This is a genomic window from Streptomyces sp. NRRL S-455 (assembly GCF_000717875.1).
Lineage (GTDB): Bacteria > Actinomycetota > Actinomycetes > Streptomycetales > Streptomycetaceae > Streptomyces.
Genome location: NZ_JOCT01000036.1, coordinates 50,183 through 64,968, shown reverse-complemented (window position 1 = coordinate 64,968; position 14,786 = coordinate 50,183). Strand labels below are relative to the sequence as shown.

Annotated in this window: 12 protein-coding genes and 1 pseudogene; 10 read left to right on the top strand and 3 right to left on the bottom strand. The window is 72.9% G+C overall.

What is annotated here, in order from left to right; all coding sequences use genetic code 11:
* The 3 genes and pseudogenes from IE97_RS0134730 to putP all read left to right on the top strand — a co-directional run.
* Window positions 1-361: pseudogene (locus IE97_RS0134730) on the top strand (serine/threonine protein kinase); the annotation flags it as partial.
* Complete coding sequence (locus IE97_RS38925; RefSeq protein ID WP_078603496.1) at window positions 358-1,047, top strand: hypothetical protein; 690 nt, start codon at window positions 358-360, stop codon at window positions 1,045-1,047. The pseudogene IE97_RS0134730 and the gene IE97_RS38925, both read left to right, overlap by 4 nt.
* Window positions 1,048-1,155: 108 nt before the next feature.
* Window positions 1,156-4,740: a sodium/proline symporter PutP gene (putP, locus tag IE97_RS38920; RefSeq protein WP_037845262.1), complete on the top strand. Its 3,585-nt coding sequence runs from the start codon at window positions 1,156-1,158 to the stop codon at window positions 4,738-4,740.
* Window positions 4,741-4,781: 41 nt separating this feature from the next.
* On the opposite strand, the gene IE97_RS0134715 is transcribed toward putP, so the two are convergent.
* On the bottom strand, window positions 4,782-5,012 hold the full coding sequence (locus IE97_RS0134715; protein ID WP_030250012.1) for a hypothetical protein: 231 nt from the start codon (window positions 5,010-5,012) through the stop codon (window positions 4,782-4,784).
* Window positions 5,013-5,129: 117 nt separating this feature from the next.
* Between IE97_RS0134715 and IE97_RS0134710 the strand changes: the two genes are divergently transcribed.
* On the top strand, window positions 5,130-6,035 hold the full coding sequence (locus tag IE97_RS0134710) for a LysR family transcriptional regulator (RefSeq protein ID WP_030250009.1): 906 nt from the start codon (window positions 5,130-5,132) through the stop codon (window positions 6,033-6,035).
* 314 nt (window positions 6,036-6,349) lie between these two features.
* Here IE97_RS0134710 and IE97_RS0134705 read toward each other — a convergent pair whose 3' ends face one another.
* The gene (locus IE97_RS0134705) at window positions 6,350-6,928 is read right to left on the bottom strand and encodes a TetR/AcrR family transcriptional regulator (RefSeq protein WP_030250005.1); all 579 of its coding nucleotides are present in this window, start codon (window positions 6,926-6,928) and stop codon (window positions 6,350-6,352) included.
* Window positions 6,929-7,166: 238 nt separating this feature from the next.
* Here IE97_RS0134705 and IE97_RS0134700 point away from each other — a divergent pair, with 238 nt between their 5' ends.
* From IE97_RS0134700 to IE97_RS0134685, 4 genes are read left to right on the top strand one after another with little or no spacing between them, the layout of a single operon-like run.
* Window positions 7,167-7,709 (top strand): (2Fe-2S)-binding protein, encoded by a 543-nt coding sequence (locus tag IE97_RS0134700; RefSeq protein ID WP_030250001.1) that lies wholly within the window; start codon window positions 7,167-7,169, stop codon window positions 7,707-7,709.
* Window positions 7,706-8,698 (top strand): FAD binding domain-containing protein, encoded by a 993-nt coding sequence (locus IE97_RS0134695; protein WP_030249996.1) that lies wholly within the window; start codon window positions 7,706-7,708, stop codon window positions 8,696-8,698. Before IE97_RS0134700 ends, IE97_RS0134695 begins: the two co-directional genes overlap by 4 nt.
* Window positions 8,695-10,809: a xanthine dehydrogenase family protein molybdopterin-binding subunit gene (locus IE97_RS0134690; RefSeq protein ID WP_030249992.1), complete on the top strand. Its 2,115-nt coding sequence runs from the start codon at window positions 8,695-8,697 to the stop codon at window positions 10,807-10,809. Before IE97_RS0134695 ends, IE97_RS0134690 begins: the two co-directional genes overlap by 4 nt.
* Window positions 10,802-11,938, top strand: a complete 1,137-nt coding sequence (locus tag IE97_RS0134685) for an XdhC family protein (RefSeq protein ID WP_030249989.1) — start codon at window positions 10,802-10,804, stop codon at window positions 11,936-11,938. The genes IE97_RS0134690 and IE97_RS0134685 overlap by 8 nt, the downstream gene beginning before the upstream one ends.
* A gap of 256 nt (window positions 11,939-12,194) precedes the next feature.
* On the opposite strand, the gene IE97_RS0134680 is transcribed toward IE97_RS0134685, so the two are convergent.
* Window positions 12,195-12,758 carry an NADPH-dependent FMN reductase gene (locus tag IE97_RS0134680; protein WP_030249985.1) on the bottom strand — a complete coding sequence of 188 codons (564 nt, stop codon included), beginning with the start codon at window positions 12,756-12,758 and terminating at the stop codon, window positions 12,195-12,197.
* Window positions 12,759-12,888: 130 nt separating this feature from the next.
* Here IE97_RS0134680 and IE97_RS0134675 point away from each other — a divergent pair, with 130 nt between their 5' ends.
* Together IE97_RS0134675 and IE97_RS0134670 are read left to right on the top strand one after the other, a co-directional pair.
* Window positions 12,889-13,557 carry a TetR/AcrR family transcriptional regulator gene (locus tag IE97_RS0134675; protein ID WP_030249982.1) on the top strand — a complete coding sequence of 223 codons (669 nt, stop codon included), beginning with the start codon at window positions 12,889-12,891 and terminating at the stop codon, window positions 13,555-13,557.
* Window positions 13,558-13,648: 91 nt separating this feature from the next.
* Window positions 13,649-14,686 (top strand): LacI family DNA-binding transcriptional regulator, encoded by a 1,038-nt coding sequence (locus tag IE97_RS0134670; RefSeq protein ID WP_078603497.1) that lies wholly within the window; start codon window positions 13,649-13,651, stop codon window positions 14,684-14,686.
* Window positions 14,687-14,786: the final 100 nt, after the last annotated feature.

Genomic DNA, 14,786 nt, shown 5'->3' with positions numbered 1-14,786 from the left:
CGCCCCGCCCACTGCGCCCGCCCCGCCCACTGCGCCCGCCGTCAAGGACGTCACCGTGTCGGCCTTCCGGCAGACGGGTCCCACGACCGCCACGGCGACCATCGGCGTCACCACGGACGGCACCGGTCCGCTCTCCCTCACGGTCTCCTGGTCCACGGGCGACACGGCGGGACAGCCGGGCACTCCGGACGGTGCGTCCCAGACCTTCCAGCGCAGCGGCGCCACCCAGTACACGCTCACCGTCGACCACACCTTCCGTGGTCTCGGCTGCTACTGGGCGGTGCAGGCCACCACAACCCCGCCCGCGGCCGACGGCGGCGCCTCCCAGCAGCTCCTGACCAGGAGGTGCGACCTGCGATGACTGCCCGCGACGACGATCCCACCGAGCGGCTCCCCACTGCCGAGGAGCCACCCACCGGCCGCCACGACGCCGAGTACAGCGCCACCGTGCTGGCCAGCCACTGGATCCAGCGGCCCGAACCGGACGAGACCCTGGCCGAGCAGCCCCTCGAGCAGGCCTGGACGAAGGCCCCGCCGACGCCGCCCGATCGCGTCGAAGGCACCGTGCTGCGCTTCGGCCCGGGTGTGACCGCCGCCGTCGCGCGTCGCACCCACCGGACGCTCCCCGCCGCACCGCCGCCTCCCGCGCCCCGGCGCCGGCCCCTGCGCAGGCACGCTCTGCCCGCGCTGGCCGTGGTCTGCGTTCTCGTGTTCCTCGCCTGGCAGCGCCTCGGCCCGTCCCTCGCGGTCAGCACGGTGACGGCAACGGCCCGGCCGGCCGTGCTGGGATGTGACGGCACCGCGCGCATCGTCGGCCTCGTCACCACGAACGGCCGTCCGGGCGTGCTCTCCTACCGCTGGATCCGAAGCGACGGCACGTCCTCGGGTGTGCTGACGGAAGTGATGGTCCGGGGCCGGACACAGGCACGTCTTCACCTGCTGTGGACCTTCGAGGGCAGGGGGCACCGCACGGCACGGGCCGAACTGCGCATCCTCTCCGCGACCCCCCGCACGGTCACGACCCACTTCACCTACGACTGCCCCTGACACCGGTCGCTCCCTTATGTCCCGATCTGTAGATTTGTACGGCAGGACATGCAGACCAGGTGTGCCGACGGCCGCGCCCGTTGCATGAACCTCGCAGGCGAGGACCCCATGTTCGATTTGAGTGCGCCGATCCTGACCACGTTTCTCGTGTATGTGGCCGCCATGATCGGGACCGGTGTCTGGGCGTACACCCGCACTCGCACCTTCGCCGACTTCGCCCTGGGCGGCCGCAGACTCAACGGGGTCGTCGCCGCCCTGTCCGCCGGGGCCAGTGACATGTCCGGCTGGCTGTTCCTCGCACTGCCCGGTGCGGTGTACGCGGCCGGTCTCGGCGCCAGCTGGATCGCCGTCGGCCTGGTGGTCGGCACCTACCTCAACTGGCTGTTCGTCGCACCGCGGTTGCGCACCTACACCGAGCGGGCCGAGAACGCCGTGAGCCTGTCGGCCTACCTGGAGGAGCGGTTCGAGGACCGCACCCGGATGCTCAGACTGGTGTCGGCCGCCATCACCCTGGTGTTCTTCACCGTCTACGTGGCCAGTGGCCTCGTGGCCGGCGGGTTGCTGTTCGAGCAGGTCTTCGACATCCGGTTCGGCGTCGGGGTGACCCTGACCGCTCTGGTGATCGTCATCTACGCGTGCCTGGGCGGCTTCCTCGCCGTGAGCCTGACACATGTGATGCAGGCCGGCCTGATGTTCCTCGCCCTGCTCGTGATCCCGCTGACCGGTATCGCGACGCTCGGCGGTTTCGGTGCACTGGGCGACGCCGTCGACGACAAGGAACCGGCCCTGCTGAACATGGGGGCCAGGATCGGCTACGCGGACGGCCAGTGGGCGGAAACCGGGTCGCTCGGCGCCGTGGCGACGGTCTCGCTCCTCGCCTGGGGCCTCGGCTACTTCGGGCAGCCGCACATCCTGGCCCGCTTCATGGGCATCCGCAGCACCCGTGCCGTCCCCGCGGCCCGACGCATCGGAACGGCCTGGGCCGCCGTCGTGCTCGGCGGCGCCACACTCGTCGGCCTGGTGGGCATCGGACAGCCCGGCACGCCACTCGGCGACCCGGACACCGTGTACATCGTCCTGACCGAGACGCTGCTCACCCCCTGGGTCGCCGGTGTGATGCTGATCGCCGTACTGGCCGCGATCATGTCGACCGCGGACAGCCAGCTCCTCGTCTCGTCCACCGCCCTCACCGAGGACTTCTACCGCGCGTTCCTCCACAGACGGGCCGGGGACAAGGCGCTGGTGCGGGTCGGCCGCGGCGCGGTCGTCCTGGTGATCCTGGTCGCCCTGGCGATCGCGCTCAGAGGCGGCGGGCTGCTCGACATCGTCGCCCAGGCCTGGGCGGGGTTCGGAGCCGCCTTCGGGCCGGTGGTCCTCCTCTCGCTGTACTGGCCGCGCATGACGTGGGCGGGAGCCATGGCCGGGATGGTGTCGGGCGCGGCCGCGGTCCTGCTCTGGGACGACATCAATCCCCTGCTCGGGCCGCTCGAGTCGGACATCTACGAGATGGTTCCGGGCGTACTGGTCGCCACGGCCGCCGCGCTGGTCTTCGGCCGGTTCGTCGGACGGCCGCCGAAACGGGCCTTCTGGCGGATGCCGGGGGGCGGGGTCAGCCAGTTGACGGTCACACCATTCCTCGACCACGCACCGGTCGGCATGGCCGTCCTCGACGCGGACCTGCGCTACGTCTGGGTGAACGAGCCGCTGGACCGCCTCATCCCCCTCGAACGACGCCTGGGGCGGCAAGTGGGGGAAGTGCTGCCGAGGCCGGAGGCGACGGCCTTCGAGGAGCAGATGCGCAAGGTCCTCGAGACCGGGAACCCGGTGCTGGACCACGAGTACCGCGGCCCCAGCTACACCGACTCCCATCGCATCCGCGCGGCTTCCGTCTCCTTCTTCGGCATGAAGGACCGCAAGGGCCGGAACGTGGGCATCTCCTACATGTCCGTCGACGTCACCGAGCGCCGGCGGGCCCAGGAACGCCTGGCCCTGCTGAACGACGCGGGCAGTCGTATCGGCAGCACGCTGGAGGTGACGCGGACCGCGCAGGAACTGGCGGACGAGGTGGTGCCGTCCGTCGCCGAGTTCGTCGCCGTCGACCTGCTCGACTCGGTCATGAGGGGCGAGGAACCGGCGCCCGGACCGGTGGGCATGGCGCCCGTTCTCCGCCGTGCGGGCCAGCAGTCGGTGCGCGAGGGCTGTCCGGAGGCAACTCTGGCCGTGGGCGAAACGGTCCGGCGCGCCCCCGTGTCGCCCGTGACCCGGAGCTTGCTGGAAGGCAGAACCCTGGTGGAACGGGTCCTCGATCTCTCCCACAGCGCCTGGGTGACCGAGGACGAGTCACTCGGCACCTCCCTGCGCGACTTCGGCTTCCGCTCGCTGATCGTGATTCCGGTGCGGGCGCGCGGTGTCACCCTGGGAGTGGCGACGTTCGCCCGCACCGCTCGTACGGGCCCCTTCGAGGCCGACGACGTGCGTCTCGCCGAGGAACTCGTCTCCCGCGCGGCCGTGTGCGTCGACAACGCGCGCCGCTACACGCGGGAGCGCAGCGCGGCCCGCTCCATGCAGCGTTACCTGTTGCCGCAGGAGCTGGCCGGAGGCTCCGCCCTGGAAGTGGTGTCCTGGTATCTGCCCGCGGACGCCCCCAGCGGTGTGGGTGGCGACTGGTTCGACGTGATTCCGCTCTCCGGAGCCCGGGTCGCACTGGTCGTCGGGGACGTCGTCGGACACGGCATGAACGCGGCAGCGACCATGGGACGCCTGCGCACCGCGGTCCGCACGCTGGCCGACCTGGATCTTCCCCCGGACGAACTGCTGGCCCACCTGGACGACCTGGTCATCGGCCACCTGGGGGCCTACGGCGGCAAGGAGCCGGCGGCGGCCGACGAGGAGACCGCCGGCGCCGCGTTCCTGGGGGCCACCTGCCTGTACGCCGTGTACGACCCGGTCAGCAGACGGTGCATGCTGGCCCGGGCCGGCCACCTGCCGCCCGTGATCGTCGGCCCCGACGGCACCGCCGACATCCTCGACCTGCCCGCCGGACCACCCCTCGGCCTCGGCTACCTCCCCTTCGAGTCCACCGAGGTGGAGCTGGCCGAGGGCAGCCTCATCGCCCTCTACACGGACGGTCTCATCGAGACCTACGACCGGGACATCGACGTCGGGCTCTCCCGACTGGGCGACACCCTCGCAGTGCGCGGCCCGACGCTGGAGGCGATCGGCCTGGGCGCGGTCGACGCCCTGCTGACGGGGGCGCCGTCCGACGACGTGGCCCTGCTGCTCGCCCGGACTCACGTCCTGGCCCCGGACCAGGTCGTCTCCTGGGACCTGCCCAGCGATCCGGCCGCCGTCGCGCACGCCCGCCGCCTCGCCGGCCGGCGGCTGGAGGAGTGGGGCATGCCCGACCTGGCGTTCACCACGGAACTCATCGTCAGCGAACTGGTCACCAACGCGATCCGCCACGCGACCGGACCGGTCTGCATGCGCCTGATCCGGGACCGCGGCCTCATCTGCGAGGTCTCCGACGCCGGCAGCACCTCGCCGCGCCTGCGTCATGCCCGAACCACCGACGAGGGAGGGCGGGGCCTGCTGATCGTGGCCCAGCTCGCCCAGCGCTGGGGCACGCGCTACACGACGACCGGCAAGGTCATCTGGACGGAACAGGCCATCCCGGCCGGTGGCGCGGGCGCCTAGGGACCCGGCATCCGGCCGCTCACCGCCGCTGAACAGCACCGCTACATTCCCCCGGCCCTACCCGGACCACACATCCCGGCGGACGCCGGCCCGCTGCGGGAGACGACGCGAGTGCCGCAGCCGTCGACGACCCGGACCTGGAGGGAGCCGCAGCCGCAGCGCGTCCATTCCGTGCGGCCCGCCGCGGTGGTGTGCCGGGACAGTACCTGGAACGGCTCGCCTCCGTCCGGCCAGCCGCAGTGCGGGCAGATGGTGCCGGTGGTGCTGGTCATGTCTCGGGCTCCTCGTACGTCGTGGCTGGTTGATCGTCGCGACACAGCCAGGGTGCGTCGATGCCTCGGTACACGTCCAGGTTGACTTTCTGGATATCATTGTGAAGCGTTGCCTTCATGATTGACCTGCGTCGGCTGCACGTCCTCAGGGCGGTCTCCCACTACGGCACGGTCACGGCGGCCGCCCGGGCCCTGCACTTCACCCCGTCCGCCGCCTCCCAGCAGATCCGGCAGCTCGCCCGTGACCTTGGGGTGGATCTGCTGGAGCCGCAGGGGCGAGGGGTGCGCCTCACGTCGGCCGCCGAGAGCCTGCTCGCGCACGCCGATGCCATCCAGGCCCGCTGGGACCAGGCGGAACTCGACCTCCGGGCCGACCACGGGGCACCGTCCGGGGTGCTGCGCGTGACGGGCTTCCCCGTGGCCGTCTCGGTGCTGCTGGCGCCCATGGCAGCGCGGCTGGGGGAGCGGCATCCGCGGTTGTCCGTACGGATCACCGAGGCCGGCGTGCCGGAGAGCTTCGACCTGCTCTTCGAGGGCCAGACCGACCTGGCGATCGTCGAGTCCACCCCGCACAACCCGCCGATGAGTGACACCCGGTTCGATCAGCAGCCGTTGCTGGACGACCCGTTCGACCTGGTCGTCCCGGACGGGCATCCGCTGGCCGGGCGGGCCCGGGTGGATCTCGCCGAGGCGGCGCGTGAGCCGTGGATCGCGCCGGTGGAGGAGAGCCCCTGCCGCCCGCACGTCCTGTCGGCCTGCGGTGCGGCGGGATTCACCCCCGACGTCGTCCACCACGCCCTCGACTGGAACGTCGCCGCCCACCTGGTCGCCCACCGGCTCGGCGTCGCCCTCATCCCCCGCCTGGCGCACCTGACCCCGCACCTCCCGATCACGCGGATCCGCTGCGCCGGCAACCCCCACCGCAAACTCCTCACCTGCACCCGAGGCGCCGGCCACGCCCGCCCAGCGGTGGCAGCGGCCCTCCGCGAGCTGCGAGAACTGGCTCCCACGGCGGTCGCCTGAGCAACCGGAGCCCCCGACGCCCGCACGCCCACCGAGCAGCCGGCCGCCCCCGGGTGCTAGTTGCCCGACCTCCACACGTGGCCCAGTCTGCGCGGTCGGCCTCATCCGAGTGCGCTGCCGGTAGGGGCCGGGGGGCGGCGAAGTGGTGAGTGCTCCGGCGGGCCGGCCGCGCGGGGTAGCTGTGCATGGACTGTCGGGCGGAGCCTCCCGGCGGCGAGGCTGCCCACCTCCCGACCGCCAGGCGTGGCCGCCTGCCCGGCCGCGGGCACGTCAACGCCCCGTCCGCGGCTCATGTCCGGCCCCGGTTCGGCCGCTCACCGCCCAGGCGCCCCCGCCCGCAGCGCGTCCATGACGAGGTCCAGCAGTCGGGTGGCGCGTGGTTGCCAGTCGCTGTGGGGGTCGATCGTCCACAGGCCGCCGATGGCGAGGAAGAGATCGTCGGCGGTGATGCCCGGGCGGATGGTGCCGGAGGCCTCGGCGGCGCGGAGCAGGAGTTCGCACGCCGCGGTCACCGGGGCGTGACCCGGCTTCGCCGGCTTGCCGGGTGCGCTGGTGGCCTGGCGGAGTGCGTCGGCCAGCCCGGCCTTGGCCATGGCGAACCGTGCGAGACGGTCCATCCACTCGCGCAGCGCCCGGTCGGGTTCACGGCTCTCGAGCAGCGGTGCCGCGCTGTCGGCGACCTGCTGCATCTCGTGACGGTAGATCTCCAGGACGAGTGCCTCACGGCTGGGGAAGTGCCGGTAGAACGTCCCCTGCCCGACACCCGCCTTCTTGGCGATCGCGCTGAGCGGGGCGTCCGCCGAGCGCGTCAGTTCGACCAGAGCCACCTCCAGGATGCGCTCGCGGTTGCGTTGCGCGTCCGAGCGCAAAGGGGCGTCCCCGTTCTGCATCATTCGCCCTCCTCGCGGTCCTTGGCCGAAACCCGACCCTTGTTAAGCGGACAGTTGTCCACTACGTTTCCGGGTAACGGACAACTGTCCGCTTGTTGCATCGTATCGGCGGGCCGCACGCACGGACAGCCCGCGACGGCCGTGCCCACGGCCGACCCGCTCCGCATCCACCACCGTTGCGAACCAGTACCGCCCCCGCGGCCCTGCGCCCTGTTCTTGTGACGTGAGAAAGAAGGCTTCCATGCCCCCATCGACGTCCAGCGACCTCACCCTGTCCGTCAACGGCGAGAAGTACACGCTGACCGTCGACCACCGCACCACCCTGCTCGACGCCCTCCGCGAGCGCCTCGACCTGACCGGCACGAAGAAGGGCTGTGACCAGGGCCAGTGCGGTGCCTGCACGGTCCTGGTCGACGGCCGCCGGGCCGTGTCCTGTCTCCAGCTCGCGGTGGCCGCCGAAGGGCGTGAGATCACCACCATCGAGGGCGTCGCCGACGGCGACCAACTGCATCCGGTGCAGCAGGCGTTCCTCGACCTGGACGGTTTCCAGTGCGGTTACTGCACGCCGGGACAGATCTGCTCGGCCATAGCGGTGATCGAGGAGCACGCGGCCGGCTGGCCCAGCGCCGCCACCGGTGACGTCCGGCCCCAGGCCGGGCCGCCACCGCTCACCCCGGAGGAGATACGGGAGCGCATGAGCGGCAACCTGTGCCGCTGTGGCGCGTACGTGTCGATCGTCCAGGCCGTGGCCCGAGCGGCCGAGGAGAAGGGTGCGGCGGCATGAGGGAGTTCGGATACCAGCGCGCCCTCGACGTCTCCGGCGCGGTGGCGTTGCTCGACGCCGACCCGGAGGCCCGCTTCCTGGGCGGCGGCACCAACCTGGTGGACCTGATGAAGACCGGCGTCGAGCGGCCCGCCCGGCTCGTCGACGTCCGGGAACTGCCCCTGAACCACATCGAGCCGACCGAGGACGGCGGGCTGCGCATCGGGGCGACCGTCACCAACAGCGACCTCGCGGCCCACCCCGAAGTCCGGCACCGCTACCCGGCGTTGGCGCAGGCGGTGCTCGCAGGTGCGTCCGGGCAGCTGCGCAACATGGCCACCGTCGGCGGCAACCTGCTCCAGCGCACCCGCTGCGGCTACTTCGCCGACGTCACCTCCCCCTGCAACAAGCGCACCCCCGGCAGCGGCTGCCCCGCGATCGAGGGCGAGCACCACAACCACGCCATCCTGGGCGCCTCCGGCCACTGCGTCGCCACCCACCCGTCCGACATGGGCGTGGCGCTGACCGCCTTCGACGCGCGCGTGTCGTACGAGACGGCGGACGGGCCGGGCGAGGTGCCGCTCGCCGACTTCTACCTGCCGGTGGGCGAGACCCCGCACCTGGAGACCGCCCTGCCGCCGGGCGCGCTGATCACCGGCGTCACCCTGCCGCCCGTCCCGGCCGCGGCCAACTCCCGCTACCGCAAGGTGCGCGAGCGGGCCTCGTACGCCTTCGCCATCGGCTCGCTCGCCGCCGCGCTCGACGTCCACGACGGTGTCGTGCGTGACGTACGCCTGGCCTTCGGAGCGGTCGCCTCCCGGCCCTGGCGTGCCCGTACGGCCGAGGACGTCCTGACCGGTGCCCCGGCCGACGCCGAGACCTTCGCCGCCGCCGCGGACGCCGAGCTGGCGGCGGCCAGGCCCCTGCCCCACAACGGATACAAGGTGACCCTGATGCGCAACCTCGTCGTGGCCGGCTTGAGCGAACTCGCCGAGGAGGCCGCCCGATGACCACCGCCACCCGAGGTTCCGTCGGTACCGCGCACACCCGCGTCGAGGGCCGCGACAAGGTCACCGGAGCGGCCCGCTACGCCGCCGAGGTCCCCTTCGCCGAGCTCGCCCACGGCTGGCTGGTGCTGTCCACCGTCGCCCGCGGCCGCGTCCGGTCCATCGAGACCGAGGCCGTGCTCGCGATGCCCGGTGTCCTCACCGTGCTGCACCACCACAACGCCCCGCGCGTCGACACGGACTACGTCGGCCTGCTGGGCGTCCCGCCGGACCCGACCATCGCCCTCTTCCAGCATGACCGGGTGGCCCACCGGGGCTGGCCGGTGGCGCTGGTCGTCGCAGAGACGTCCGAGCAGGCCAGGGAGGCCGCCGAATCCCTCGTCGTGCACTACGAGGAGGAGCCGCACGACGTCGCGTTCTCCGCGGAGCGGCACACCGAGGCGTACCCGCTCGACAGCCACGCCCCGGCCGTGGTGGAGAAGGGGGACCTGGAGGCACAGCTCGCCGCGTCCGCCGTCGTGGTGGACGCGGAGTACACCACGCCCGAGGAGTACCACAACCCGATGGAGCCGCACGCGGCGACGGCCCGGTGGGAGGGCGGCCGGCTCGAGGTCGTCGACTCCAACCAGGGCACCACCTGGGTCGCCGGTGAACTCGCCAGCCTGTTCTCCCTCGACCCGGCCTCCGTGCGGGTGCGGTCCGAGCACGTCGGCGGCGGATTCGGCAGCAAGGGCGCCCGCGCGCACCAGGTGGCCGCCGTGATGGCCGCGACCGTCCTGCAGCGCCCGGTCAGGGTCGTCATGACCCGCCGCCAGATGTTCTCGCTCGCCGGCTACCGCAGCCCCACCGCCCAGCGGGTCCGGCTCGGTGCCGACGCGGACGGGCGGCTGCGCGCCCTGGAGCACCAGGCCCTGAACATGACCTCGACCGTGTACGAGTTCGTCGAGCCGAGCGCCGCGGCGAGCCGGTCGATGTACGCGGCCGACGCCCACCACACCGCCAACCGGCTGGTACGGCTCGATGTACCGAGTCCGACGTGGATGCGCGCCCCGGGCGAGGCGCCCGGCTCCTTCGCGCTGGAGTCGGCGCTCGACGAGCTCGCCGAGCGGTGCGGCATCGACCCGATCGAGCTGCGGGTACGCAACGAGCCGGCGGCGGGCCCCGTCTCGGGGCTGCCGTTCAGCAGCCGCAACCTGATCGCCTGCTTCGAGGAGGGCGCCCGCCGGTTCGGCTGGTCCGGGCGGGACCCGCGCCCCGGGACACGCCGGGAGGGGCGCTGGCTGATCGGCACCGGCACGGCAGCAGCCTCCTTCCCCGCGGGAGCCATGCCCTCGGCAGCGGCCGTCACCGCGGAGGCGGACGGCACCTTCACGGTGCGGATCAACGCCGCGGACATCGGCACCGGCGCCCGCACCGCGCTCACCCTGGTCGCCGCCGACGCCCTCGGGGTGACGACGGACCGCGTCCGGGTCCGCATCGGGGACAGCGACCTCGGCCCCGCCATGATCGCCGGTGGCTCGATGGGCACCCGCTCCTGGGCGTGGGCCGTCACGGCCGCCGCCGAGGAGCTGCGCCAGAGCCTCGCGCCGGGCGCCGACATCCCGCCGGAGGGCGTCACCGTGCAGTCGAACACGGCCGAGGCCATCGGCGCCCTCGCTCAGAAGGAACGGCACTCCTTCGGGGCCCAGTTCGCCGAGGTGGCCGTGGACACGGCGACCGGCGAGGTCAGGGTGCGCCGCATGCTGGGCGTCTTCGCGGCCGGCCGGATCGTCAACCCGCTCACCGCCCGCAACCAGCTCGTCGGCGGCATGATCTGGGGCATCTCCATGGCCCTGCACGAGGAGGCGGTCCGCGACCGGGCCTCGGGCGGCCTGTACGGCGCCGACCTCGCGGGTTACCACGTCGCCGCGCACGCCGACATCCCCCACATCGAGGCCGACTGGGTCGACGACCCCGACCCGGACGACCCGGTGGGCATCAAGGGCATCGGTGAGATCGGCATCGTGGGCGCCGCGGCGGCGGTCGCCAACGCGGTGTGGCACGCGACCGGCGTACGCCACCGGAACCTGCCGATCCGGCCCGACCGTGTGCTCATGGCGGGCGGCGATGCTTGACCTGGCCCGGCAACTGCACGAGTGGGTCGAGGAGGGCCGGGAGTTCGCCGTCGCCACGGTCGTCGCCGTCGGCGGCAGCGCCCCGCGCCCTCCCGGCGCCGCCCTGGCCGTCTCCGCGGACGGCACGGCCATCGGCTCGGTCTCCGGCGGCTGCGTGGAAGGCGCCGTCTACGACCTGTGCCTCCAGGCCCTGCGGGACGGCGAGACGCTCGTCGAACGCTTCGGTTACAGCGACGAGGACGCCTTCGCGGTCGGACTGACCTGCGGGGGAACCATCGACGTCATGGTGACCCCGTTCGATGCCGGCCGGGCGGCCGAACCGGTCGCGCTGCGGGCCGCCGCCCATGGCGAGCCGGTGGCCCTCGCCCGGGTGGTCCGGGGCCCGGCCGACCTCCTCGGCCGGGCGGTGCTGGTACGCCCCGACGGCACGCACCAGGGCGGCCTCGGCGGCCACCCCGGACTGGACCGCACGGCGATCGCCCAGGCCCGCGCCCTGCTGGAGGCCGGCCGTACCGGCACGGTCGACCTCTCCGAGGACGGCTCCCACTGCCCGGGCGGTCTCACGCTGCTCGTCGAGTCGGCCGTCCCACCGCCCCGCATGATCGTCTTCGGGGCGATCGACTTCGCCGCCGCCCTCGTCGGGGCGGGCAAGTTCCTCGGCTACCACGTGACCGTGTGCGACGCCCGCCCCGTCTTCGCCACCCGGGCCCGCTTCCCCGATGCCGACGACATCGTCGTCGACTGGCCCCACCGTTACCTGCGGGGGACGGAGACCGACCGGCGCACGGTGCTGTGCGTGCTCACCCATGACGCCAAGTTCGACGTGCCCCTGCTGGCCGAGGCGCTGCGGCTGCAGGTCGCCTACGTCGGCGCCATGGGCTCGCGCCGCACCCACGAGGACCGGAACCGGCGGTTGCGGGAAGCGGGTGTCAGCGAGCGCGAACTGGCCCGGCTGAAGTCCCCGATCGGCCTCGACCTGGGGGCCCGCACGCCCGAGGAGACCGCCGTGTCCATCGCGGCGGAGATCATCGCGGCCAGGCACGGCGGGACGGGGCGGCCGCTGACCGGCTCGGGCACACCGATCCACCGCACCCTGCGGGAGGCCGGAGAGCTGCCCCGAGCGGTCTGAGGGGTCCTCGCACCATGCCCGTCCGGGTCGCGCGGCCTGGCACCGGAGGAGCCACGTGGGCGTTGCGGCGCCTTGCGCTGCACGGCACCAGGCCACGCGACTGATCGGACGCTCACGGGAAAGGGGCCCACCCCCAAGGGGCCGCGACCTGCCCACGACACGCCGGAGGGGCCACAGCCCTCTCGGGCTGTGGCCCCTCCGTGGCACCCGGCCGGCCGCTTCGGGCTGCGGCCTTGGGGGACCAGAAGCGAGCGGATCAGGCCGCGGCCGGCTCCGTGGCAAAACCGTGCAGGCGGGCGATGACCTCGGTGAGCTGCTCGGCGACCTCGGCGTCGTCGGCCGGGTGCGTCTCGGCGAAGCGGGTCATGGAGCCGGGGATGGACAGCTTGACGTCCTCCAGCACCTTGCCGCCGGCCACGCCCACGGACTTGCGGGTCTCGTCGTGCGCCCAGACACCTCCGTACTGGCCGAAGGCGGTGCCGACCACGGCGACCGGCTTGCCGCTGAGGGCACCGGCGCCGTACGGGCGGGACAGCCAGTCGATGGCGTTCTTCAGGACGGCCGGGATGGTGCCGTTGTACTCGGGCGTGAAGAGGATCAGGCCGTCCGCGGCGGAGGCGGCCTCGCGGAGCCGGGCGGCGGCGGGCGGAACGGAGCCCTCGACGTCGATGTCCTCGTTGTAGAAGGGAATCTCGGCGAGCCCCTCGAACAGCTCCACCTCGGCGCCCTCCGGGGCGAGCTTGACGGCGGCTTCGGCGAGCTGCCGGTTGTGCGAACCGGCGCGAAGGCTGCCGACGAGGGCGAGGATGCGAACAGACATGGTGACTCCCACGTAGTGAAGAACGGCTTGGAAACACTGCCGCAACGATCCGGACCGGGGTCCGTTTAACGTTGTAGCACTCTAACCGGACCGCGGTCCAGTTTTCTTCCCCATGCTTTACGCTGGCTTCATGTCCGCCATCCCGCCGCACTTCCCGACGCCCCAGGAGCCCGTCGACCATCCCGAGCTGCTTCAGCTCGGCGGCGCCCCGGCGACCGAAGAGCCGTGCCTGCGGGCCGACGCCGCGCGCAACCGTGCCCGGCTGCTGGAGGCGGCGGCGCGGCTGGTGGCGGAGCACGGCGCGGACGCCGTCACGATGGAGGCGGTGGCCGCCGCCGCCTCGGTCGGCAAGGGCACGGTCTTCCGCCGCTTCGGCGACCGCACCGGCCTGCTGACGGCACTGCTCGACCACTCCGAGAAGAAATTCCAGGCCGCGTTCCTCGCGGGCCCGCCGCCCCTCGGGCCCGGGGCGCCGCCCGAGGAGCGGCTGCGGGCGTTCGGCCGCGCGATGCTGCGCCGGTCGACCGACGAACTGGACCTGCAACTGGCGGCCGAGCCGTGCGCGTCCCGCCGCTTCTCCGTCCCGGCCCGCAGCGTGCTGCGCCACCACGTGGCCATGCTGCTGCGGCAGATCGTCCCGGAAGCGGACTGCGAACTCCTCTCGTACACCCTGATGGGCCAGCTCGACCCGGCTCTGATCCACCACCTGACCAAGCAGTGCGGGATACCCCTGGCCCGCCTGGAGGGCGCGTGGACCGACCTGGTCGACCGGGTGACGGGCGCCACGCCGGCCGGCTGAGGGCCCGCGGATCTCCGTGACCGTTCACGGCATCCTCACAACTCCCCCGGGCGAAGGGCTCATTGGGGCTTCTGCCAAGATGCCGTACGTCATGGTGCAGATACCGAAACCGCCCACGCCCCCGTCCCCCGCACCGATGCGCTCCGTGCCCACGAGCGCCGATGTGGCCCGCCTGGCCGGCGTCTCGCGCGCGACCGTCTCCTACGTCCTCAACAACACCAGTGCCGTACGGATCAGCGAACCCACCCGCCGCCGCGTCCACGACGCCGCGAAGGAACTCGGGTACGTGCCGCACGCGGCGGCCCGCAGCCTGCGCGCCGGGCACAGCCGTATGGTTCTGATCCCCGCGCCGACCTTCCCCGTCGGCCCCCTCTACAGCCGCTTCCTGGCCGACCTCCAGAGCTCCCTCGCCGCCCTGGACTACACGGTGGTGCAGCACGGCACCGGCGGCCCGCACGGCGACGAAGCCGCCCGTGGCTGGGCCGAGCTGCGGCCCGTGGCCGTCCTCGTGCCCGGGTCCGGGCTCGGCCCGCGCGGGGTCGCGGTGCTCAAACGCTCGGGGGCACGGGCCGTCGTCACCCTCGGCCCGGAGACCATCGAGGGCGCGCACGCCCTGCTCATGGACCACGATGTCGTCGGCCACAGCGCGGGCGCCCACCTCTATGACCGCGGCAGACGCCGGATCGGCGTGGTCGTCCCCCAGGAGCCGGGCCTGGAGGCGTTCTCGGCGCCCCGGCTCGACGGTGTCCGCCAGTCCGTGCGGGGCACCGACGCCACGGTGACCGAACTGCCCCTCGCGTACGACGAGGAGGCCGCCGCACGCCTCGCCGCGCGCTGGCGGACCCTCGGCCTGGACGCCGTGTTCACCTACAACGACGAGTACGCGATGCTGCTGATGCGGGCCCTGCAGGACGAGGGCATCCGGGTCCCCGAGGAGACGGCCGTGATCGGCGCCGACGATTTGATGCTCGGCCGGCTGCTGCGACCGCGGCTCAGCACGGTCCGTCTGGAACTGCCCTCCGGCCGGGAGCTCGCCGAACTGGTCGACCGTGCGGTGCGCAGGCCCGGGAGCGAGCCCGAGGCCCACAAGGTGCTGGGTGCCACGGTGCTGCACCGCGACTCGAGTTGAACCCCGTGGCACAACTCCTGCACGGATGACGGGAAGTGCACGGCCGGTGAGGTGCGAGCGGCCCGGTCGAGTTCGTCGGCATGGCAAGATGTTGCATGCT

Excerpts from the sequence above, each read along its gene's own strand:
- IE97_RS38925 (WP_078603496.1), top strand. The coding sequence starts at position 358 with ATGACTGCCCGCGACGACGATCCCACCGAGCGGCTCCCCACTGCCGAG.
- putP (WP_037845262.1), top strand. The coding sequence starts at position 1,156 with ATGTTCGATTTGAGTGCGCCGATCCTGACCACGTTTCTCGTGTATGTG.
- IE97_RS0134715 (WP_030250012.1), bottom strand. The coding sequence starts at position 5,012 with ATGACCAGCACCACCGGCACCATCTGCCCGCACTGCGGCTGGCCGGAC.
- IE97_RS0134710 (WP_030250009.1), top strand. The coding sequence starts at position 5,130 with ATGATTGACCTGCGTCGGCTGCACGTCCTCAGGGCGGTCTCCCACTAC.
- IE97_RS0134705 (WP_030250005.1), bottom strand. The coding sequence starts at position 6,928 with ATGATGCAGAACGGGGACGCCCCTTTGCGCTCGGACGCGCAACGCAAC.
- IE97_RS0134700 (WP_030250001.1), top strand. The coding sequence starts at position 7,167 with ATGCCCCCATCGACGTCCAGCGACCTCACCCTGTCCGTCAACGGCGAG.
- IE97_RS0134695 (WP_030249996.1), top strand. The coding sequence starts at position 7,706 with ATGAGGGAGTTCGGATACCAGCGCGCCCTCGACGTCTCCGGCGCGGTG.
- IE97_RS0134690 (WP_030249992.1), top strand. The coding sequence starts at position 8,695 with ATGACCACCGCCACCCGAGGTTCCGTCGGTACCGCGCACACCCGCGTC.
- IE97_RS0134685 (WP_030249989.1), top strand. The coding sequence starts at position 10,802 with ATGCTTGACCTGGCCCGGCAACTGCACGAGTGGGTCGAGGAGGGCCGG.
- IE97_RS0134680 (WP_030249985.1), bottom strand. The coding sequence starts at position 12,758 with ATGTCTGTTCGCATCCTCGCCCTCGTCGGCAGCCTTCGCGCCGGTTCG.
- IE97_RS0134675 (WP_030249982.1), top strand. The coding sequence starts at position 12,889 with ATGTCCGCCATCCCGCCGCACTTCCCGACGCCCCAGGAGCCCGTCGAC.
- IE97_RS0134670 (WP_078603497.1), top strand. The coding sequence starts at position 13,649 with ATGGTGCAGATACCGAAACCGCCCACGCCCCCGTCCCCCGCACCGATG.